We start from the raw sequence: 20,381 nt of genomic DNA, 5'->3' as shown, positions 1-20,381 counted from the left end.
CACGCGTCGACACTGGCACACTGGATCCGATGAAAAACCTCGCTCGCGGGGAGAACTGCCCCGCTCCGACCGGCCGGCTGACGGTGACACTTGCCGCCTCGACGTCGGTCGACGTGTCCGCGCTGCTGTTGGGGCCGGACGGACGGGTGCGTTCGGACGCGGATCTGGTGTTCTACAACCAACCCGAGGGCGCGGGCCTCGAGTACCAGCGCGGGCCGTCCGGCCATCTCGTCCTGATCGATCCCTCCGCGATTCCAGCCGATATCGAGACCGTTGCCATCGCGGCATCGCTGGACGGTACCGGTCCGGCAACGTTCGCTGCCGCCGGACCGACATCGGCGACCGTCTCCGACACGTCGGGCGGTGCGATCGTCGGATTCACCGCCGACGCACTCGGCGACGAGAGTGCTCTCGTCATCCTGGAGTTCTATCGCCGCAACCAGCAATGGAAGATCCGGGCGGTGGGCCAGGGCTACGCCGATGGGTTGGCGGGCCTGGCCACCGCGTTCGGTATCAGCGTCGAGGACGACGATCCGCCCACACCCGAGGCACCGACGGCACCACCCTCGCACCGAAGCGAAGCGATCGTGAATTCACCTGTCCCACAAGGAGTCCTGACCATGAGAAGTGAACTGTTCGCGCCCGCCCACGCCGAAGTTCCCGGATCGGGGATTCAGAAACAGGGCAGCAAGATGTGCCGGGTCGGCATGAACGGCGAGATCATGGCTCGGGCCGGCTCGATGGTCGCGTACCAGGGCAATCTGCAGTTCGAGGCCAAGGGCTCCGGGGGTATAGGTCGAGCCCTCAAACAAGCCCTGTCCGGCGAAGGCGTCCCCCTGATGAAGGTCACGGGCCAGGGCGACCTGTTCCTCGCCAACGCCGCACAGGACGTTCATCTGATCGATCTCGACGGCACGGACGGGCTCACCATCAACGGGGCCAACGTTCTCGCGTTCGACTCCTCGCTGAGTTACGACATCAAGCGTGTCCAGGGTGCCGCTGCGGGTGGAAACGCGGGGTTCTTCAACTGTGTGTTCACCGGTCGGGGCCGTATCGCCATCACCACCGACGGAGTGCCGGTCGTCCTGAACGTCGACCAGCCGACGTTCGCCGACCCGCAGGCAGCAGTTGCGTGGTCGTCGTCTCTGCAGACGAGAGTGAAGAAGAACGACTCGTTCGGGCTCGGAACGTTGATCGGCCGCTCGACCGGAGAGAGGTTCACGCTGGAATTCGCCGGCCAGGGGTTCGTGGTGGTGCAGCCGTCGGAACAGCCGCCGGGTGGACCGGTCGGCGGTACCGGTGGCGGCGAGCAAGCAGGCGTCGGCGGACCGCTGGGCGGCTTGCTGGGCAGGTAAGCCGCACGCTTCGGAAAGCACAAATGCCCGCCCCCCGGGAAGGGAGCGGGCATTTTTGTGAAGGTCCTACTTGGCCTTTTCGAGAACCTCGACCAGTCGCCAGTGCTTCGTGGCGGACAGCGGACGGGTCTCCATGAGCTGAACGCGATCGCCTACGCCGGCGTCGCCCTTCTCGTCATGTGCCTTGACCTTGGTGGTACGACGAATGATCTTGCTGTAGAGGGGGTGCTTGACCCTGTCCTCGAGCTCGACGACGATCGTCTTCTCCATCTTGTCGGATACGACGTAGCCGATCCGAGTCTTGCGGTTGTTGCGCTCTTCAGTCACAGTCTTTTCCTCGCTCATGCCGCGTCACCTGCAGTGTCCTCGGAAGGACCAGATGCCAAGCCGAGCTCACGCTCGCGCAGGACGGTGTAGATGCGCGCGATCTCGTGACGGACGGTGCGCAGTCGACGGTTGTTGTCCAACTGGCCGGTAGCCATCTGGAAACGAAGGTTGAACAGCTCTTCCTTCGACTCACGCAGCTTGGTGACCAGCTCTTCACCGGTGAGCTCGCGGAGCTCTGCGGCTGGGGTTCCGGTAGCCATCAGAACTGCTCCTCCCTGGTGATGATGCGTGCCTTGATGGGCAGCTTGTGGATGGCGCGAGTCAGTGCCTCACGCGCAATGGTCTCGTCGGGGTACGACAGCTCGAAGAGCACGCGACCCGGCTTGACGTTCGCGATCCACCACTCGGGCGAACCCTTACCGGAACCCATGCGGGTCTCGGCAGGCTTCTTGGTGAGCGGGCGGTCCGGGAAGATGTTGATCCAGACCTTGCCGCCACGCTTGATGTGGCGAGTGATCGCGATACGAGCGGACTCGATCTGACGGTTGGTGATGTAGGCGGGCTCGAGAGCCTGAATGCCGTAGTCACCGAATGTCACCTGAGTTCCGCCCTTGGCGGCACCCGAACGCTTCGGGTGGTGCTGCTTGCGGTGCTTGACCCGGCGGGGGATCAACATGCGTCAGCCCTCCTGAGTGGGCTCGGTCGAGGCCGGAGCCTCGGTTGCGGATGCCGCGCGGCCGGCCTCGGTGCTGGTCGCCGTGGTGCCCGAGGCACCGCTGCGACGCGGACGAGTGGGACGCTCACGACGGGGACGGTCTGCACCGGCGGCCGGAGCCGCAGCGGCAGCGAGTTCACGCCGTCCGCCGACGATGTCGCCCTTGTAGATCCAGACCTTGACGCCGATGCGGCCGAAGGTGGTCTTGGCCTCGTACAGCCCGTAGTCGATGTCGGCGCGGAGCGTGTGCAGGGGAACGCGTCCCTCGCGGTAGAACTCCGAGCGAGACATTTCAGCGCCACCGAGACGGCCGGAGCACTGAACACGAATGCCCTTGACGTTCGGCTGACGCATGGCCGACTGGATGGCCTTACGCATTGCGCGACGGAATGCGACGCGGTTGCTGAGCTGCTCGGCAACACCCTGGGCCACGAGCTGAGCCTCGGACTCGGCGTTCTTGACCTCGAGGATGTTGAGCTGAACCTGCTTGCCGGTCAGCTTCTCGAGAGCTCCGCGGATGCGGTCGGCCTCGGCACCACGGCGACCGATGACGATGCCCGGACGTGCCGTGTGGATGTCCACGCGAACACGGTCACGAGTGCGCTCGATCTCGACCTTGGCGATACCCGCGCGCTCCATGCCGGTGGCGAGGAGCTTGCGGATCTCGACGTCTTCCTTGACGTACTCCGAGTACTGCTTGTCTGCGTACCAACGCGACTTCCAGTCAGTGGTGATACCCAAGCGGAAGCCGTGCGGGTTGATTTTCTGACCCACTACTGAGCCCCTTCCTTGGACGCCTGGCCCTTACGACGGTTACGAGACGTTCCGCCGGTCTTGGGCAGGCTTTCGACGATCACCGTGATGTGGCTGGTGCGCTTGCGGATCCGGAATGCCCGGCCCTGAGCACGCGGCTGGAATCGCTTGAGGGTGGTGCCCTCGTCGACGAATGCAGTGGCGACGATCAGCGTGCTGGGATCGAGATCCAGGTTGTTCTCTGCGTTGGCGGCTGCGGACGCGATCACCTTGGCGACCGGCTCGCTCGCTGCCTGCGGCGCGAACTTGAGGATGTTGAGCGCGTCCTCGACGGAGCGCCCACGAACCAGATCCACGACGCGACGTGCCTTCATCGGCGTGACGCGAACGTGCTTCGCTACGGCCTTGGCAGTCGGATTGGCGGTGGGGGTGAAGTTGGTCATCGCCTCTTCGCCTTCCGGTCGTCCTTGATGTGACCCTTGAACGTGCGGGTCGGTGCGAACTCTCCGAGCTTGTGGCCGACCATCGAGTCGGACACGAACACCGGTACGTGCTTGCGACCGTCGTGGACGGCGAAAGTGTGACCGATGAAGTCGGGGAGGATTGTCGATCGACGGGACCAGGTCTTGATGACCTGCTTGGTTCCCTTGTCGTTCTGGACGTCAACCTTCGCGAGGAGGTGATCGTCTACGAACGGGCCTTTCTTCAGGCTGCGTGGCATTCTGAACTCCCTCCTAGCGCTTGTTCTTGCCGGTACGACGACGACGGACGATGAGCTTGTCGCTCGCCTTGTTCTTGCGGGTACGGCCTTCAGGCTGTCCCCAGGGGCTGACCGGGTGGCGTCCACCGGAGGTCTTGCCCTCGCCGCCACCGTGCGGGTGGTCGACCGGGTTCATCACGACACCACGAACGGTCGGGCGCTTGCCCTTCCAGCGCATGCGGCCGGCCTTACCCCAGTTGATGTTCGACTGCTCGGCGTTGCCGACCTCGCCGACGGTTGCGCGGCAGCGCACGTCGACGCGACGGATTTCACCGGACGGCATACGCAGCGTGGCGTAGGGGCCTTCCTTACCGAGGAGCTGGATGCTCGCTCCGGCGGAGCGGGCCATCTTCGCGCCACCACCCGGACGGAGCTCGACCGCGTGAATGGTCGTACCCGTCGGGATGTTGCGCAGGGGCAGGTTGTTGCCGGGCTTGATGTCGGCATTGGCACCCTGCTCGATCGGCGAGCCCTGGGCGATGCCCTTGGGTGCGACGATGTAGCGCTTCTCGCCGTCTGCGAAGTGCAGCAGTGCGATGTTCGCGGTGCGGTTGGGGTCGTACTCGATGTGAGCGACCTTGGCCGGCACGCCGTCCTTGTCGTTGCGACGGAAATCGATGAGACGGTACGCACGCTTGTGACCGCCACCCTTGTGCCGGGTGGTGATACGACCGTGTGCGTTACGTCCACCGCGACCGTGCAGCGGGCGGATCAGCGACTTCTCGGGGGTCGAACGCGTGATCTCAGCGAAGTCGGACACGCTGGAGCCACGACGGCCCGGGGTTGTCGGCTTGTATTTACGGATTGCCATGAGTCTTCTCGTCCTCTATATCCGAAGAGTCCCAGTCGCTTACGCGACCGGACCTCCGAAGATCTCGATGGGCTTGCTGTCGGCGGAGAGCGTTACGAGCGCGCGCTTGGTGTCCTTGCGCTTGCCGTAACCGAACCGGGTCCGCTTACGCTTGCCCTGACGGTTCATCGTGTTAACGCTGGTCACGGTGACGTCGAAGATCTTCTCGACGGCAATCTTGATCTGCGTCTTGTTCGAGTCCGGGTGCACCAGGAACGTGTACGTGCCTTCTTCGATCAGTCCGTAGGACTTCTCGGAGATGACCGGTGCCAGCAAGATGTCGCGGGGATCGGCGATCGTGGTCACTTGCTTGCCTCCTCGTTCTTTGCAGGCCCAGCGATGAAGGTGTTCAGCGCTTCCACGCTGAAAACGACATCATCGGCGTTGAGCACGTCGTACGTGTTGAGCTGGTCGGGTGCGATGGGGTGCACGCCGTCCAGGTTCTGAACGCTCTTCCAGGCTGCGATGTCCTCGCGGCCGACGACGAGCAGGACCTTCTTGCGGTCCGAGATCTCGGCGAGGAACGTCTTCGCACCCTTGGTGGACGGAACCTGTCCGGCAACCAATTCGGTGATGACGTGCAGGCGCTCGCTGCGGGCCCGATCGGAGAGGGCTCCGCGCAGTGCGGCGGCCTTCATCTTCTTGGGGGTCCGCTGGCTGTAGTCGCGCGGCTGCGGTCCGTGGACCGTGCCACCGCCGACGAACTGAGGAGCGCGGGTCGAGCCCTGACGGGCGCGGCCGGTGCCCTTCTGCCGGTACGGCTTCTTGCCGCCGCCGCGAACCTCGCCACGAGTCTTCGTGGAGTGAGTTCCCTGACGAGCAGCTGCCAGCTGTGCGATGACGACCTGGTGCAGCAGCGCGATGTTCGCCGGTGCGTCGAAGATCTCCGCGGGGAGATCGACGGTGCCGTTGGTCTTGCCGCCGGCTTCCTTGACATCGAGCGTCAGCTTGGTCTCGGTGTTCTTTTCGAGGCTGGTCATGCCCGTGCACCACCCTTCAATGCAGACTTGACGATCACGACGTTGCCGCGACGGCCCGGGATCGCTCCCTTGATCAGCAGCAGACCGTTCTCGCTGTCCACCTTGTGGACCGAGAGGTTCTGCGTCGTGACGCGGTCGCCACCCATACGTCCGGACATGCGCATTCCCTTGAACACGCGACCCGGCGTTGCACAGCCACCGATGGATCCGGGACGACGGTGCACAGCCTGTGCACCGTGGCTCGCGCCCTGTCCCTTGAAGCCGTGACGCTTCATGGTTCCGGCGAAGCCCTTGCCCTTGCTGGTGCCGGTGACGTCGACGTATGCGCCGTCCTCGAACACTGCAGCCGTGAGCTCCTGGCCGACCTCGAACTGCGAGGCGTCGGCAACGCGAATCTCCACGATGTGGCGACGCGGCGTGACACCTGCCTTCTCGAACTGGCCGGTGGTGGGCTTGTTCACCTTGCGCGGGTCGATCGCACCGAATGCGACCTGGACGGCGCTGTAGCCGTCACGTTCCTGGGTGCGGATCTGGGTGACCACGTTGGGGCCTGCCTTGATCACGGTCACCGGAACGACGCGGTTGTTCTCGTCGAAGACCTGGGTCATTCCGAGCTTGGTGCCCAGAATTCCTGTCGCAGGCCGGTTCTTGTTATCAGTCATCGTTGTCTCCGCGCTCACTGGATGTTGACGTCGACACTGGCCGGGAGGTCGATGCGCATGAGCGCGTCCACCGTCTTCGGTGTCGGGTCGAGGATGTCAATGAGCCGCTTGTGAGTACGCATCTCGAAGTGTTCGCGCGAGTCCTTGTACTTGTGCGGCGAACGGATGACGCAGTACACGTTCTTTTCTGTCGGCAACGGCACCGGTCCGACGACGCGGGCACCCGTACGGGTGACCGTTTCGACGATCTTGCGCGCTGACGCGTCGATCGCCTCATGGTCGTAGGCCTTGAGCCTGATGCGGATCTTTTGTCCCGCCACGCTTAGTGTCCTTTTCTTGCCGCTTGGTCGTAGAACGGGCCGTTCGGCCTGCTCCACCTCGTCTGCACAGTCCCCGAGCCGGGGGAATCCCTCCGACTCGAACTGCCTTCGTGCACACACGACAGTGAAAAACGTTGACGACCAGGCGTGACCTGTATCCGTTGCCGCTCTTCATCTGTCATGGTTCTCCGGTCCACGCGGTCGGGCGTGTCGCGATTCCGCTCATTCTTCTGCGCTGAAACTTTCGCTTCAACCATCCGAGGGAGGAAACCCACACCGATCGAGCTGGTGGTCCGGACGCGCTCACGTGGAGCGCTGGTCTCATGTTCTGCTCAGCCGATCTCTCGATCGACTCACCTGGTTCAGGCCGCACGCAAGCGCGTCCCGTGTCCAGGCAACCCGACCAGTATGCCGCAGTGTGCGCGACAGATCAACTCGGGGTCGATCCATACGCTCCGCACGACCTTACTCAGCAGTAAGGTAAGCCCATGAACACAGTCGCAACCACCACCGGGGCCACGTATCGAGCCTGGTCGAAGCTCCCGAACAACACTATCGGATCCACCGTGTTCTCCATCGGCATGTGTCTTCGTGTGCCCTACTTCGCGTCCGTGCTGCCGCGGGTGGTTGCGCTGGAACCGGGGCGCTGCGAGGTCACGGCCCCGAAATGGCTGGGGATCCGCAACCACCTCGGCACGTTCCACGCGATCGCCGCGTGCAACCTCGCCGAGGTTGCGATGGGGATGCTGGCCGAGGCCACCGTTCCGACGTCGCACCGCTGGATCCCCAAGTCGATGACCGTCCAGTACCTGACGAAGGCGACCACGTCACTGCGCGCGGTGGCAGAACTGGAGACCATTCCCGATTTCGCGACCATCACCGACGGATGCGAGATCGTCGTGCCGGTTGTCATCCGTGACACCGCGGGCGTCGAGGTGGTGCACGCCGACATCACGATCTGGGTATCTGCAGCCTCTCGTTGACATACTCGACCGATGGACACGGTGACGCGGTCGGAGCAGCAGAACTCGGTAGTGGTGGTCGGGGGCTCCGGAGCCGTCGGCCGGCTACTGGTCGATCTCCTGCGCGGCGACGGCGTGCAGGTGACCGTCGTCGACGCTCGAGCCGCTTCGACATCGGTCGACGCCGCGACGCTCGTCGGCGACATCACCGCACCCGACCACCGTGTCACAGCTGCATTGTCGACTGCGTCGACGATCGTGCTCGCTGTGCCCGAGTCCGTGGCACTGTCGGCCGATCTGAGCGCGGTACGCCCCGACGCACTGCTGGTGGAGACGTTGTCGGTCAAGTCCGGCTACTCGCAGTACGCCGGCCGCGGCGGACACCTCGGCCCGACGCTGGGCATCAACCCGATGTTCGCACCGTCCCTGGGCATGAACGGACGCCCCGTTGCCGTCGTCGTGCACCGACCCGGCAGCTCGGCCGACGCGTTCGTCGACAGACTGCAGCACTGGGGTGGCCGGACCGTTCTCCTCGACGCCGAGCGTCACGACCGACTCGCTGCGGCGACCCAAGCGCTCACCCACGCCAGTGTTCTCGCGTTCGGGCTCGCCCTGGCCGAGCTCGATCTGCCGTTCGCCGACATCGACGCCGTCGCTCCTCCCCCGCACACGACGATGCTCGCCGTCCTCGCACGCATCACCGGTGGGGAGCCCGAGGTGTACTGGGACGTTCAGGCGGGTAACCCACACGCCGCCGACGCGCGGGCGGCGCTGCACCGCGCGACGCAACTGCTCGGAGAGACCGCCGAATCCGGCTCGGAGCCCGAGTTCGCCGAACTGATGAACCGAGCAGGCAGCGCCCTCGGCAGCTCTGCCGATCGCTATCGATCCGTCTGTGCCGAGTTGTTCGGTATCGTTCGAGGTTCCGGCGACAATTCGTGATCGCCGGTCCGGACGCGGAGGCGGGGCACACGATGTTGGAACAGCCGACCTTGCCGGAGCACGACCCCCACGATGTCGTCGAGAGCGCGGTCGTAGCGCGGTTGGCGAAGAACTGGTCGCAGCGTGCCACCGTCAAGAAGCCCGAACCCCAGTTGGACGATTTGTTCGACACGACCAAGCGAGATTTCCCCGACGCCTTGATCCCGTTCGGAGAACACGACACGTTCCTCGGTGCCGAACCGGAACAGCAGGATCGGCTGCGGGCCTGGGGCTGGATCGCCTTCAACAAGAACGTGATGGATGTCGAGCAGCACGTCGTTCACCCGGGATTTTCGCTGCTCGCCCAGGATGTGTTCGAGACCGGGATGGGCGACACCCTCGCGGTCGCGGTGACTCAGGCCATGGTGGACGAGCAGTACCACACGCTGATGCACCTCAACGCCAGTGCGGCGACCCGTCGCGGTCGCGGTTGGGCGTTATCCGAACGATCCCTGCCGTTCAGTTCCACCGTCCGTCGCCAGCGGACCGCTCAGGCGAAGAGCGACGACCCGTGGTCTGCGGCGATCAGCTCGCTCGCCTTCATGACGGTCGCAGAGATCTCCATCACGTCCTACCTCGATCTGATCGAGGACGACGACGTCATTCAGCCGATCAATCGGGCGACGGTCAAACTCCACAATCGCGACGAGTACTGCCACGCATCGATTGCCGACGACATGGCGGCGATCGTCTTCGACAGGCTCGGATCCAACGATCGACAGAAGTTTCTCGACGGCCTCGTCGACGGCATGGATGCGTTCTCGAGCAGCGACTTCTCGACGTGGGCCCGCATTCTCGAACTCGAAGGTGTCCGCGGAGCCGAGGCCATGATCGCCGACGTCGAGGCCGACAAGAGCCGTCGATCGCTGGTTCAGGACTACAGCGGACTGCGATCCCTGTGCCGAAAGCTGGACGTCGAGGACAGTATCGATATCGATTGGGGCTGACGGCAGAACATCTGCGACTGCAATCCACAGGTAACATTTCCCGGCAGTTCCCGTATCAAGTAGTGGCCCTCCCCTCCACGGGCCCCGGCACTGCCCCGGCCCCATTCACCCCACAGCTCGGAGATCCGATGTCGTCAGCTCAGCACGCAGCCGTACACGTGGAGGACGTACACAAGTCCTTCGGCGACGTGCATGCGCTGCGCGGCATCAGCTTCTCGGCCGAGCGGGGAACCGTACTCGGCATCCTCGGCCCCAACGGTGCGGGCAAGACCACGACTGTGAAAGTGCTGTCGACGCTGATCGCGCCCGACAGCGGCCGAGCCTTCGTCGCCGGCCACGATGTTGCTGCCGACGCTCCCGCGGTGCGGCGATCGATCATGATGACGGGTCAGTACGCCGCCCTCGACGACACTCTTTCGGGGCGCGAGAACATCGAATTGTTCGGCCGCCTCATGGGTCTGGACAAGAAGGCTGCCAAGGCTCGCGCCAAGGCCCTGCTCGACGAATTCGACCTGTCCGATACCGGCAAGCGTCCGGTCCGCGGCTACTCCGGCGGCATGCGCCGTCGTATCGACATCGCATGTGGCCTGGTCGTGCGTCCCGAAGTCGTGTTCCTGGACGAGCCGACCACCGGACTCGACCCTCGGAGCCGACAGGGTGTGTGGTCGTTGGTCGAGGCACTGAAGGCGCAGGGCATCACCGTGTTGCTGACGACGCAATATCTCGAAGAGGCAGACGTACTGAGCGACAACATCATCGTCATCGACAAGGGCACAGTTATCGCCGAAGGTACGTCGGATCAGCTCAAGGCCATGACCGGCGGTAGCTACTGCGAAGTGGTGCCTCTCGATCCGGGTCAGCTACGAGCAGCGGCCGAGGCGCTGGGTGAGATGGTGCCTCCGGCGGTGCACGCCGAGATCACTGCCGCATCCGACCGCCTGTCCGTGCCTGCCCCCGACGGTGCCGCAACCTTGTCCGAGATCCTCCGCCGTATCGACGCCCGTGGCATCGTGCTGGCCGACATCGCGTTGCGCCGCCCCTCGCTCGACGACGTCTTCCTCACCCTCACCGGCCATTCGCAAGCGAGCCCCACGCCGTGACGGCCACGACGCGAGGCGTCTCGAATACGCGTGCGGTCACCGCTCCTCGGACAACCACCGGGTCGACGACGCAGCAGCCCAAACGCCGGTCACGAACGCGGCCATCCGGCTTCGTGCAGTGGCAGGCACTGACCGGGCGTGCACTGTGGACGATGCTCACCCAGGGTGAGCTGCTGATCGCGGTCATCGCTCCGCTGATCTTCACCATCGGCTTCTACCTTCCGCTCAAGTTCGTGATGGGCCTGCAGGGCATCGACTACGCACAGTTTCTGATGCCGATCATCGTGCTGCAGGCAATGGCGTTCACCGCCATCTCCGCCGCGCAGAGGGCATCGACGGAGGCAATGAGTGGACTCAACTCCCGCCTGAAGACGATGCCCGTCGTACGCGGTGTCCCGCTGGTGTCGCGAATCTCGAGCGGTGTCGTCCGCTCACTGGTATCGCTCGTATCCGCACTCGGCTTCGGCTACGTCATCGGCTTTCGGTTCTCCGCAGGATTCGGTCAGGCCCTGTTGTTCTGCGCGCTCGCCATGCTGATCAGCACCACGTTGTCGATCGGTGCCGACGCAATCGGAACGCTGTCGAAGAGCCCCGAGGCGACCAGCCAGGTGTTGACCCTGCCCCAGCTCATCCTCGGCATGGCCTCGTGCGGATTCGTTCCCGAGAGCGGCTTCCCGGAACTCATCCGACCGTTCGTTCGCAATCAACCGATTTCTCAGTTCTCGTTCGCTATGCGCGACATGGCCGAGGGCGGAGTCAGCTTCCAGGTGTTGTGGCCATCCCTCGCCTGGGTGGCCGGCCTGCTCCTGTTCTTCGTCCCGCTCGCCATCTGGGCGAGCTCGAGACCAGAATGACGAGTCCGAGATGACGATGACAGAAGCGTCGGTGAACGCTGCACGCGTATCCAACCTGACCTTTCCCGAACCCAACATGGCCCTGCGAGAAGGGTCCGTTCGTGCGCTCGGGACACACAGCCTGATCCAGGCCAAACGACTTCTGATGCGGTGGATGCGCGATCCGTCGACGATGATTCAGGCGTTGCTGTACCCCGCGTTGATGCTGGTCATGTTCCGTGTCGTGCTCGGAAACTCGATTTCCGCGGCCACCGGATCGCCGGCGATCTACGGCCAGGTGCCGATGATCGCTCTGGTCGGAGCCATGTTCGGGTCCATAGTCAGCGCTGTCGGCCTCAAGGGCGAACGAAAGTCGGGTCTGTTGGCTCGGTTCTGGACAACGCCCACTCACCGTGCGGCCGGCCTCCTGGGCAGGATGATCGCCGAAGCAGTTCGGGTGCTCGTGACCACCGTGGTCATAATCTGTGCCGGTGTAGCGCTGGGGTTCAGGTTCACCCAGGGAATTCAGGCCGGCATCTTGTTGCTCCTGATTCCTGTCGTGTTCGGTATCGGGTTCGCAGTCATGGTCACGTTCCTCGCCACGGTGGCCGGCGACGCACCACTGGTCGAAGTGGTGTCGATCTTCTGCACGTTGTTGATGTTCTTCAATGCGGGGTTCGTCCCCGTCCTCGCGTATCCGCTCTGGCTGCAGCCGGTGGTTGCAGCGCAGCCGATGTCGGTTGCGGTCTCCGCGATGCGCGCGCTGGCACTCGGAGGGCCCGTCATGACTCCGATTCTCCAAACTCTCGCGTGGTCTCTGGGAATGGTCGTGATCTTCCTCTACCCTGCGATTCGGGGGTACAAGAAGGCATCTGCGTCGGGCTGATCGCGTCGCCCGGGCCGACATTTCTACGTTGGGGGATTCGTTGTGGTCGACCGGGCACGACCTGAGCATCCGTCGGTATCGGTGATCATTCCTGTCGGTGGCCTCGATCCGCACTTGGACGCACAGTTGCAGGCTCTGGCCGATCAGGATGTCGGGTTTCCGTTCGAGGTGCTCGTTGCGGACAACACGCGAGGCGGGGACCTCGGCGAATACGTACTCACTCATCCTTTGCGAGAGCGGCTGCGGCTCAGGTCGGTCGATGCTTCCCGCGAGACCGGAGCGGGTTACGCACGCAACTGCGGTGCCCGAGAGGCGTCCGGCGATCTGTTGGCGTTCTGCGACTCGGACGATGTCGTGCACCCGTCGTGGCTCACCACGCTCGTACAGGAGGCGTCGTCGTTCGATGTTGTCGGTACTGCGGTCGAAACCGACACGCTGAACAGCGTCCGGGCGCTGTCGTGGACGCCCACGACAGCGCCGGAGAACCAGGGCCGCACCGACTTCCTGCCGTTCGCGATCGGCGCGAGTATGGCCTGCTGGGCATCGGTCTACAGCGATCTCGGCGGCATGGACAACCGCTACCGAGCAAGCCAGGATGTCGAGTTCAGTTGGCGGGCGCAACTGGCGGGTTACACCTTGGGGTTCAGTACCGAGGCAGAAGTGGCGTATCGACTGCGTGACGAGCTACGCCCTCTCCTGCGCCAGTCTTTCCGCCTCGGGTTCGGCTTCGCCAAGCTTCGCGGAATCTACCGGCCCCAAGGGTGCCCGGCACTGAAAGTGCGCCGAGTCGCGTCCTGGTGGATGGCGCTGCTGCTGCGCAATCCCCTGCTGCCGACGTCGCTGACCGGGATGTCACGCGGCCATTGGCTGCGTGCGTTCGTCATCCGGGTCGGCGAGCTTCGCGCAGGAATCAGATACGGAGCCATCGGTTGGTGATGTCCACCACACGGGCTCGCCGACCGGCCTGCCCGACCGGCACCCTTGACCTGCACGCCTGTTACGCCTGTGTGTCCGGCTGTTACGGTCGGTGACGCAGATGCAGGTGACAGCGGCGGATTCCCACGCCCCGGACGAGATAGAGGCCATGCCGAAGAAGTTCACGAGAGTATTGCCCACGGCGATTGCTGTCGCGGTGGCCGGTGCCCTGTCCTTCACCGGGACGGGCACAGCGGTCGCTGCGCCCTCGCCCACCGGAACCTCGGTTTCTGCCACGCCTACCCTCGAGGGTGCCAACGACTTCGGCTGTGTTCCCAGCGCGGCCCATCCCCGTCCGGTCGTGCTCGTCCACGGAACCAAGATGGATGCGTCCACATGGAAGATCCTGGCACCGCAGCTGAAGAGCGAGGGCTACTGCGTCTTCGCACCCAACTACGGCGGAGTATCGCTGCTGCTCGACCCGGGCACGACCATCTGGGGCTCCGGCGACATCGCTGAGTCGGGCCGTCAGATCGGCCGTTTCGTCGACGAAGTGCTCGCGGCGACCGGTGCCGAGCAAGTCGACATGGTCGGCCATTCGCAGGGTGGCACCGCCACTCGGCAGTACATGAAGTTCGATGGCGGCACCGATGTGCAGGACCCCGCCCGCAACAAGGTGCACACACTGGTCACACTGGGCGCCACCAACCACGGCACGACCTTCGGTGGTTTGCAGCAGCTCTCCGAACTGCTCACCTCTCTCGGCCTGCCCGGCGACGCACTCACCCCCCTGACATACAACATGGCGGGTGCCCAGCAACTCGTCGGTTCGACGACGCTGACGAGCTTGAACGAAGGCGGAGACGTCGAACCAGGGGTCGAGTACACCGTCATCGCCACGCGCAACGACACCGTCTCGACACCGCCCGCGAACACCTTCCTCAAGTCCGGCGACCCTGCGATGGTGCACAACGTCTGGGTTCAGGACGTGTGCCCCACGGCGACGACGTCCCACGTCGGTCTCGTCGCCGATCCCGCTCCCCTGTACATGGTGAAGACCGCACTCGATCCCGATTACGCAACCACCACGCCCGCACCCTGCTGAACATTCTCCACACGCAACGACGAAGGCCTCACGACACGGTGTCGTGAGGCCTTCGTCGTTGCCGAACGGACTACCGGTGCAATTCCGCGTCCAGCACGGGCCCGATCTCGGTCGATGCCGGCGACGACGCCATCTGCCAGTGCGTCGAATGGACCGGGACGACCGTCATGCCCTCGCTCAGCGCACCGCGCCATGTCGCCGCCGCCACGTTGCCCGTGGGATCGTCGGTGACCGATGCGAACAGCAGCGCCCGTCCTGTGAAGGTCTGTGGCACATAGGTTTCGATGAGCTCTGCCGATTGTGCGATCCCGTCGAGTATCCCGGCGACCCGTTCGCGGGAAATCGAGTCGAAAGGTGCCGGCATCGACTTCAACAGTTCGGCCACGGAGTCGACCGTGAGTTCACCGATCTCGAGGTGGTTGTCCGCACCGACACCCAGCCCGCCGAGAATCTCGTCCGCCGATACCGGCCTGTCGACGAGGTGGTCCGACCCACCCGCAACGAACGAGTCCATCATGGCCAACGTCGAGACCTCGTGGCCCTCACGTTGCAGTTGCACGGCCATCGCATGCGCGATCAGTCCGCCCATGGACCACCCCAGCAGGTGATACGGGCCCGACGGTTGCACGGCGCGAATCTTGTCCACGAATACCGCAGCCCACTGTTCTATCGACTGCGGCACAGGTTCTGCACCGGACAGCGCGGGCGACTGCAATCCGTAGATCGGACGGTCGTCGCCGATGTGTGACGCCAGGGCACCGAAGGCCCAGGACAGACCCACGATGGGGTGGATACAGAACAGCGGGGCCGAAGAACCGCCTACCCGTAGAGGTATCAGGACCTCGAGCCCGCTTGCTTCCGCTCCGTCGACTCCCGATGCCGTGGCAGCAGTGATTCGTGCCGCAAGCGAGGCAACGGACGCGTCCACGAACAACCAGTTCAGAGGAACAGGCCGACCACCGAGGGCCCCCTTCAGCGCGGAGACCAACTTGACGGCCAGCAGCGAGTTGCCGCCGAGCGAGAAGAAGTCGTCGTCGAGTCCCACGCGTTCGACTCCCAGAACGTCCGCGAACACACCTGCAACAGCTTCCTCCACCGGTGTCTGCGGGGCCCTGAACTCGCGGGTCTCGAACTCCGGACTCGGCAGCGCACGACGATCCAGCTTTCCCGCAGCGTTGAGCGGTAGAGCGTCGAGCACCACGAAGGCTGACGGAACCATGTAGGACGGCAGCGCAGAAATTGCCTCCGCCCGAACGAGCTCGACATCGAGGTCGGTACCGGGTGTAGGAACCAGGTACGCCGCCAACGATTCACCGACCGCCGAGTGCGACACCACGACGACAGCCTGACTCACCGACGACCGCGCCGTCAGCGCAGTCTCGATCTCTCCCAACTCGATTCGCTGCCCACGGAACTTGACCTGAAAATCGGTGCGACCGATGTACTCGAGCCGATCGGCATCCATCGACCACCGCACCAGATCACCGGTCCGATACATCCGCGTCCCCACGCCGTCGAACGGGTTCGCCACGAACCGCTCCGCCGACAGGTCCGGCCGCGCAACGTAACCCCGCGCCAACTGCACACCCGCCAAGTACAACTCCCCCGGAACGCCCGCCGGTACCGGATGCAGACGCGAATCCAGCACGTGCACCGAGGTGTTCCACTCGGGCACACCGATGGACACCGATCCGGACCCCGCCCCGTCCTCGGAGACATCGCGATAAGTGACGCTGACCGCCGCCTCGGTAGGCCCGTACAGGTTGTGCACCCGCGCATCCGACACTGCCCGCCAAGCATCGACGGTACCCGCGGGCAGCGCCTCACCGATGACGAAAACATGCCGCAGCGACGAGATCGACTGCGCCGACACCGCTTCGACGAACACCGTCAGCATCGACGGCACGAAGTCCGTCACGGTCACCCCGTGCCGCGCGATATCGGCGGCGACCGCCTCGACGTCACGCTGCGCGCCCGGGGCCGCCACGATCAACCGACCGCCGGTTCGCAGCGGCAGGAAGAAACCCCACAGCGAGACATCGAACGTCGTCGCCGTCTTCTGCAGGTACACATCCGACGCATCGAGACCGTATTCCTGCGCCATCCACGCCATCTGGTTGACGATGGCCCGGTGTTCGATCGCCACGCCCTTCGGACGACCGGTCGACCCGGACGTGAACAACACGTACGCCAGGTCGTCCCCGGCGGCGCGCGGAAACACCACCGACCCGGACGGCTCCGGTGGATCGGTGATGTCGACGACCGGAACAGCGGTCGCCGTGACGAAACCATCTCTGGCCGTGGACAACACGACCACCGGGGCGGCCGTGTCGAGAATGTAGTCGTTACGTTCGGTCGGCTGATCCGGGTCCACCGGAACGTACGCCGCGCCCGATCGCAGCACCGCATACATGCCGACGACCAACTCGACGGACCGCCGCATCGCGAGCCCCACCAGAACACCTTGCCCGGCACCGTGCTCCTGCAACAGCTGCGCAGTCGCGTCCACCCGAGCCGAGAACTCCCGATACGTCAGCGACCGTTCGCCGAACACCACCGCGACCGCGTCGGGCGTGTCGGCCACCACCCGATCGAAGCCGTCCAACAACACCTCGGCGGATTCGACGGCCACCTCGTCGCCGTTGCCGCGCACCATGATTCGTTCACGCTCGGCCGAATCGAGAACGTCGATATCACCGACCACGCCATCCGGACGAGCGGTCACCGCCTCGAGTACAGCCACCAACCGTCGCCCGAACGACGCCACCGTCGACTCGTCGAACAGATCCGTCGCGTACATCAGCTCGCCGGCCAGACCTGCGCCGTCTCCGAGTTCGGTGAGCGTCACCTGGAGATCGAACTTTGCCGACGCCGCCCCGGACCCGAATGCCTCGACGCCCAGATCGGGGAGCTCGAACGATCCCTGGGAGAAGTTCTGGAAGAACAGCGCTACCTGGACCAGCGGGTGCCGCCCTTGCGAACGCACCGGATCGAGTACCTCGACGAGACGCTCGAAGGGTACGTCCACATTGTCGAATGCCTCCAGGTCGGACGTACGTACGGCATCGAGTACCGCACCGAACGAGGCGTCTCGAGCGATCTGCGTTCGCAGGACCACCGTGTTGACGAACATGCCCACCAGGTCGTCCAACCGTGCGTCGCCGCGACCACCCACCGGTGCTCCCACGGCGATGTCGGACGTCCCGGACAACGTCGCCAGCAGCACCGCCAACGCTGCGTGCACCACCATGAACGCGGTGGCGTCGTGCGCGCGTGCACACTCGAGTACACGGGCGTGCAGTGCAGCGTCGATCTCGAACGCCGTCACCGCCCCCTGTCCCGATGCGACCCGCGGGCGCGGCCGGTCGGAGGGCAGATCCAACTGCTCGGGGAGGCCGTCGAGCGTGCGACGCCAATAGTCGATCTGCTTGCGGGCCAACGACTTCGGGTCCGATTCGGAGCCGAGCATGTCGAGTTGCCAGAGTGTGTAGTCGACGTACTGGACCGGCAGCGGTGCCCACTGCGGTGCCGATCCGCCGTGCCGCGCGAGGTACGCAGTCATGACGTCGCGGGACAGCGGGGCCATCGAGAGCCCGTCCGCCGAGATGTGGTGGGCAACGAAGGCCAGCACGTACTCCGGTGCTGCACCGGCGGGGTCCGTGATGTGGAACAGCCGGACACGAAACGGGATCTCGACGGTGACGTCGAATCCGCGGGTGAAGAACTGTGTGACCGCAGCGAGCGCGTCGTCACGAGCGATGCGGACCACGTCCATCCCGACGTGCGTCTCGGCCTCGTCCCGCACCTGTTGATACCCGACACCGTCGATCTCCGGGTACACGGTGCGCAACGATTCGTGTCGACCGACCACGTCCCCCACGGCAGCCTGCAGCGCGTCGACATCGAGTTCTCCGCGGAGCAACAGAGCGACCGGCACGTTGTTGAGGGCGGAGTCGGTGTCGAGGCGGTTGAGAAACCACATTCGCTGCTGTGCGGACGAGAGCGGGATGCGCTCGGGCCGCTGCCTCGACGTGTCGAGCGCAGCTCGAACCGGACCGTCCGCCGAATCGGCGGCCTGCGCCAAGGCCTCGACGGTGGAGGACTCGAACACCCAGCGCGCCGGAACATGAACGCCCAGAGCCGAACCCAATCGAGCCGCAAGCTGTGTGGCGATCAGGGAGTTGCCCCCGAGTGCGAAGAAGTCGTCGTCCAGGCCGACCCGTTCGACCCCGAGCAGCTCGACGAAGATATCGGCCACCACATGTTCGGTAGTGGTCGACGGGGACCGGAACTTCGCGGCCTCGAACACCGGTTCCGGCAGTGCGTCTCGGTCCAGCTTGCCGGCGGGAGTCAGCGGGATCGAATCGATCCGTGTGATCACCGAGGGCACCATGTGCGCAGGCAGACTCCGCCCGGCCTCGTCCAGCACCCGGTCCAGGTCGACGTCCGTCCCTGCCACCGGCAGTACGTACGCCGCGAGAACGGTTGCGCCGGTGGGACTGCGGTGACCGAGGGTCACAGCGAAATCGACCCCGTCCTGCGCTGTGAGAACGGCGTCGATTTCACCGAGTTCGATTCTGAAGCCTCGGATCTGGACCTGAAAGTCGTTGCGGCCCAGGTATTCGATGGCCCGTCCGGACGCCACTTCCCGCCAGCGCACCAGGTCACCGGTGCGGTACAGTCGGCTCTGTTCCGAGTTTCCTTCGGCTGCATAAGGATTGGCGACGAAACGCGCAGCGGTCAGCGCGAAGCGTCGATGGTAACCCCGCGCAAGGCCGGCACCGGTCAGATACAACTCCCCCGGCACCCCGGCGGGCACCTGCCGCAACCGGTCGTCGAGCACGTGGTAGCCCATGTCCTTGGTGGACGGCCCGAGCAGCACGGCTTCGCCCGCGTTCAAGGGTGGCGAGATGTTGCACACCATCGACGCTTCGGTGGGGCCGTAGACGTTGTGAAAACGTCTACCCGGTGCCCACTTCGACATCAGTTCCGAGGTGAAGGCCTCGCCGCCGATCGCGAGCACTCGCATGTCGGGCACCTCTGCCGGATCGAGTGAGGCCAGCGCCGCCGGGGTGATGAACGCATGGCTGACGCGGTGGTGGCGGAGCATGTCACCCAGATCGGAACCGCCGTAGACACCGGGCGGGACGATGACCATCGTCGAACCTGCGCCCACAGCCATCAGTAGCTCCAGCACGGACGCATCGAAGCTGGGGGACGCGAAATGCAGTGTGCGCGAATCGGAGTCCAGCCCGTAGATCTCGACCTGAGTGGAGGTCAGCGGTGCCAGCCCGGCGTGGGAGACGGCGACGCCCTTCGGCAGACCGGTCGAGCCGGAGGTGTAGATGACGTACGCGAGCGTGGACGGGCGAATCGGTGCCCGTCGGTCGTCCGCCACGACGGGATCGTCGGACAACCCCTGGAGTGCACCTTCGATGTCGGACGAGTCGAGGCTGATCCACGACACCGACGTCGGCATCGATTCTTCGAATTGTGTTGCAGTGACACCCATTCGCACGCCGGAGTCGTTCACCATGTGCGTGATGCGGGCGGCTGGGTAGTTGGGGTCGATGGGCACGAATGCAGCACCGGTCTTCGCCACGGCCCACACGGCCGTGACAGATTCGATCGAACGGGTCAGTGCCAGAGCCACGAAATCCTCGGGGCCGACCCCGCGTTCGATGAGCAGCCGGGCCAGCCTGGACGACCGGGAGTCGATCTCCCGATAGGTGAGCGACCGGGTGCCGCACTCCACCGCTATACCGTCCGGGTTCTTTTCCACCGCCGCGGCGAGCAGAGTCGGCAGCGCGACCGTACGGGCCGGTCGCTGTCGGGTGGGTCGTGCACGGGTAGGCCTGGGGCGGCTCGACCGTCCACCCACTCGGCCGCCCGACTCGGACGGTGTGCCGGTCGATCCATCCGAACTCATC

21 protein-coding genes are annotated in these 20,381 nt (G+C 64.8%); 9 read left to right on the top strand and 12 right to left on the bottom strand.

Annotated features, from left to right (window positions below):
• The first annotated feature begins 29 nt into the window (after window positions 1-29).
• Window positions 30-1,355 carry an AIM24 family protein gene (locus RFA01S_RS16035; RefSeq protein ID WP_081371348.1) on the top strand — a complete coding sequence of 442 codons (1,326 nt, stop codon included), beginning with the start codon at window positions 30-32 and terminating at the stop codon, window positions 1,353-1,355.
• A 66-nt stretch (window positions 1,356-1,421) separates the two neighbouring features.
• Here RFA01S_RS16035 and rpsQ read toward each other — a convergent pair whose 3' ends face one another.
• From rpsQ to rpsJ, 11 genes are read right to left on the bottom strand one after another with little or no spacing between them, the layout of a single operon-like run.
• A complete protein-coding gene (gene rpsQ, locus RFA01S_RS16030) occupies window positions 1,422-1,700 on the bottom strand; it encodes a 30S ribosomal protein S17 (RefSeq protein WP_027496315.1) in 279 nt (92 codons plus the stop codon).
• Window positions 1,697-1,942, bottom strand: a complete 246-nt coding sequence (rpmC, locus tag RFA01S_RS16025) for a 50S ribosomal protein L29 (RefSeq protein WP_027496314.1) — start codon at window positions 1,940-1,942, stop codon at window positions 1,697-1,699. The genes rpsQ and rpmC overlap by 4 nt, the downstream gene beginning before the upstream one ends.
• The gene (gene rplP / locus RFA01S_RS16020; RefSeq protein ID WP_027496313.1) at window positions 1,942-2,358 is read right to left on the bottom strand and encodes a 50S ribosomal protein L16; all 417 of its coding nucleotides are present in this window, start codon (window positions 2,356-2,358) and stop codon (window positions 1,942-1,944) included. The genes rpmC and rplP overlap by 1 nt, the downstream gene beginning before the upstream one ends.
• Window positions 2,359-2,361: 3 nt before the next feature.
• The gene (rpsC, locus tag RFA01S_RS16015; protein ID WP_027496312.1) at window positions 2,362-3,171 is read right to left on the bottom strand and encodes a 30S ribosomal protein S3; all 810 of its coding nucleotides are present in this window, start codon (window positions 3,169-3,171) and stop codon (window positions 2,362-2,364) included.
• Window positions 3,171-3,593 carry a 50S ribosomal protein L22 gene (gene rplV, locus RFA01S_RS16010; protein WP_027496311.1) on the bottom strand — a complete coding sequence of 141 codons (423 nt, stop codon included), beginning with the start codon at window positions 3,591-3,593 and terminating at the stop codon, window positions 3,171-3,173. The genes rpsC and rplV overlap by 1 nt, the downstream gene beginning before the upstream one ends.
• Window positions 3,590-3,871, bottom strand: a complete 282-nt coding sequence (gene rpsS / locus RFA01S_RS16005; RefSeq protein WP_008718309.1) for a 30S ribosomal protein S19 — start codon at window positions 3,869-3,871, stop codon at window positions 3,590-3,592. The genes rplV and rpsS overlap by 4 nt, the downstream gene beginning before the upstream one ends.
• Window positions 3,872-3,884: 13 nt before the next feature.
• Window positions 3,885-4,721, bottom strand: coding sequence for a 50S ribosomal protein L2 (gene rplB / locus RFA01S_RS16000; RefSeq protein WP_008718311.1), 837 nt, complete (start codon window positions 4,719-4,721; stop codon window positions 3,885-3,887).
• A gap of 39 nt (window positions 4,722-4,760) precedes the next feature.
• On the bottom strand, window positions 4,761-5,066 hold the full coding sequence (gene rplW, locus RFA01S_RS15995) for a 50S ribosomal protein L23 (protein WP_027496310.1): 306 nt from the start codon (window positions 5,064-5,066) through the stop codon (window positions 4,761-4,763).
• Window positions 5,063-5,740: a 50S ribosomal protein L4 gene (rplD, locus tag RFA01S_RS15990; RefSeq protein ID WP_008718317.1), complete on the bottom strand. Its 678-nt coding sequence runs from the start codon at window positions 5,738-5,740 to the stop codon at window positions 5,063-5,065. The genes rplW and rplD overlap by 4 nt, the downstream gene beginning before the upstream one ends.
• Window positions 5,737-6,402, bottom strand: coding sequence for a 50S ribosomal protein L3 (gene rplC, locus RFA01S_RS15985; RefSeq protein ID WP_027496309.1), 666 nt, complete (start codon window positions 6,400-6,402; stop codon window positions 5,737-5,739). Before rplC ends, rplD begins: the two co-directional genes overlap by 4 nt.
• A gap of 14 nt (window positions 6,403-6,416) precedes the next feature.
• A complete protein-coding gene (gene rpsJ / locus RFA01S_RS15980) occupies window positions 6,417-6,722 on the bottom strand; it encodes a 30S ribosomal protein S10 (protein WP_003938093.1) in 306 nt (101 codons plus the stop codon).
• A 488-nt stretch (window positions 6,723-7,210) separates the two neighbouring features.
• Between rpsJ and RFA01S_RS15975 the strand changes: the two genes are divergently transcribed.
• From RFA01S_RS15975 to RFA01S_RS15940, 8 genes are all read left to right on the top strand, one after another.
• The gene (locus tag RFA01S_RS15975; RefSeq protein WP_032373895.1) at window positions 7,211-7,705 is read left to right on the top strand and encodes a hotdog fold domain-containing protein; all 495 of its coding nucleotides are present in this window, start codon (window positions 7,211-7,213) and stop codon (window positions 7,703-7,705) included.
• A 12-nt stretch (window positions 7,706-7,717) separates the two neighbouring features.
• On the top strand, window positions 7,718-8,626 hold the full coding sequence (locus RFA01S_RS15970; RefSeq protein WP_052060841.1) for a prephenate dehydrogenase dimerization domain-containing protein: 909 nt from the start codon (window positions 7,718-7,720) through the stop codon (window positions 8,624-8,626).
• A 32-nt stretch (window positions 8,627-8,658) separates the two neighbouring features.
• Window positions 8,659-9,612, top strand: coding sequence for an AurF N-oxygenase family protein (locus tag RFA01S_RS15965; protein WP_032408160.1), 954 nt, complete (start codon window positions 8,659-8,661; stop codon window positions 9,610-9,612).
• 128 nt (window positions 9,613-9,740) lie between these two features.
• A complete protein-coding gene (locus tag RFA01S_RS15960) occupies window positions 9,741-10,712 on the top strand; it encodes a daunorubicin resistance protein DrrA family ABC transporter ATP-binding protein (protein ID WP_027496305.1) in 972 nt (323 codons plus the stop codon).
• Entirely contained in the window at window positions 10,709-11,566 is an 858-nt protein-coding gene (locus tag RFA01S_RS15955) for an ABC transporter permease (RefSeq protein WP_032365639.1), read from the top strand. The genes RFA01S_RS15960 and RFA01S_RS15955 overlap by 4 nt, the downstream gene beginning before the upstream one ends.
• 10 nt (window positions 11,567-11,576) lie before the next feature.
• On the top strand, window positions 11,577-12,431 hold the full coding sequence (locus RFA01S_RS15950; RefSeq protein WP_032373896.1) for an ABC transporter permease: 855 nt from the start codon (window positions 11,577-11,579) through the stop codon (window positions 12,429-12,431).
• 81 nt (window positions 12,432-12,512) lie between these two features.
• Window positions 12,513-13,367, top strand: a complete 855-nt coding sequence (locus RFA01S_RS15945; RefSeq protein ID WP_162182904.1) for a glycosyltransferase family 2 protein — start codon at window positions 12,513-12,515, stop codon at window positions 13,365-13,367.
• Window positions 13,368-13,515: 148 nt separating this feature from the next.
• Complete coding sequence (locus RFA01S_RS15940) at window positions 13,516-14,451, top strand: esterase/lipase family protein (RefSeq protein ID WP_032408161.1); 936 nt, start codon at window positions 13,516-13,518, stop codon at window positions 14,449-14,451.
• Window positions 14,452-14,521: 70 nt separating this feature from the next.
• Here the strand turns inward: RFA01S_RS15940 and RFA01S_RS15935 are convergent, their stop codons facing one another.
• On the bottom strand, window positions 14,522-20,380 hold the full coding sequence (locus tag RFA01S_RS15935) for a non-ribosomal peptide synthetase (RefSeq protein WP_081371347.1): 5,859 nt from the start codon (window positions 20,378-20,380) through the stop codon (window positions 14,522-14,524).
• Window position 20,381: the final 1 nt, after the last annotated feature.

It is taken from the genome of Rhodococcoides fascians NBRC 12155 = LMG 3623, from assembly GCF_001894785.1.
GTDB classification, from domain to species: domain Bacteria; phylum Actinomycetota; class Actinomycetes; order Mycobacteriales; family Mycobacteriaceae; genus Rhodococcoides; species Rhodococcoides fascians.
This window is presented reverse-complemented; position numbering and strand designations above follow the sequence as displayed.

What these genes read in the sequence shown, in the direction of transcription:
- RFA01S_RS16035 (WP_081371348.1), top strand. Translation starts at nt 30, where the DNA reads ATGAAAAACCTCGCTCGCGGGGAGAACTGCCCCGCTCCGACCGGCCGG.
- rpsQ (WP_027496315.1), bottom strand. Translation starts at nt 1,700, where the DNA reads ATGAGCGAGGAAAAGACTGTGACTGAAGAGCGCAACAACCGCAAGACT.
- rpmC (WP_027496314.1), bottom strand. Translation starts at nt 1,942, where the DNA reads ATGGCTACCGGAACCCCAGCCGCAGAGCTCCGCGAGCTCACCGGTGAA.
- rplP (WP_027496313.1), bottom strand. Translation starts at nt 2,358, where the DNA reads ATGTTGATCCCCCGCCGGGTCAAGCACCGCAAGCAGCACCACCCGAAG.
- rplV (WP_027496311.1), bottom strand. Translation starts at nt 3,593, where the DNA reads ATGACCAACTTCACCCCCACCGCCAATCCGACTGCCAAGGCCGTAGCG.
- rpsS (WP_008718309.1), bottom strand. Translation starts at nt 3,871, where the DNA reads ATGCCACGCAGCCTGAAGAAAGGCCCGTTCGTAGACGATCACCTCCTC.
- rplB (WP_008718311.1), bottom strand. Translation starts at nt 4,721, where the DNA reads ATGGCAATCCGTAAATACAAGCCGACAACCCCGGGCCGTCGTGGCTCC.
- rplD (WP_008718317.1), bottom strand. Translation starts at nt 5,740, where the DNA reads ATGACCAGCCTCGAAAAGAACACCGAGACCAAGCTGACGCTCGATGTC.
- rplC (WP_027496309.1), bottom strand. Translation starts at nt 6,402, where the DNA reads ATGACTGATAACAAGAACCGGCCTGCGACAGGAATTCTGGGCACCAAG.
- RFA01S_RS15975 (WP_032373895.1), top strand. Translation starts at nt 7,211, where the DNA reads ATGAACACAGTCGCAACCACCACCGGGGCCACGTATCGAGCCTGGTCG.
- RFA01S_RS15970 (WP_052060841.1), top strand. Translation starts at nt 7,718, where the DNA reads ATGGACACGGTGACGCGGTCGGAGCAGCAGAACTCGGTAGTGGTGGTC.
- RFA01S_RS15965 (WP_032408160.1), top strand. Translation starts at nt 8,659, where the DNA reads ATGTTGGAACAGCCGACCTTGCCGGAGCACGACCCCCACGATGTCGTC.
- RFA01S_RS15960 (WP_027496305.1), top strand. Translation starts at nt 9,741, where the DNA reads ATGTCGTCAGCTCAGCACGCAGCCGTACACGTGGAGGACGTACACAAG.
- RFA01S_RS15950 (WP_032373896.1), top strand. Translation starts at nt 11,577, where the DNA reads ATGACGATGACAGAAGCGTCGGTGAACGCTGCACGCGTATCCAACCTG.
- RFA01S_RS15940 (WP_032408161.1), top strand. Translation starts at nt 13,516, where the DNA reads ATGCCGAAGAAGTTCACGAGAGTATTGCCCACGGCGATTGCTGTCGCG.
- RFA01S_RS15935 (WP_081371347.1), bottom strand. Translation starts at nt 20,380, where the DNA reads ATGAGTTCGGATGGATCGACCGGCACACCGTCCGAGTCGGGCGGCCGA.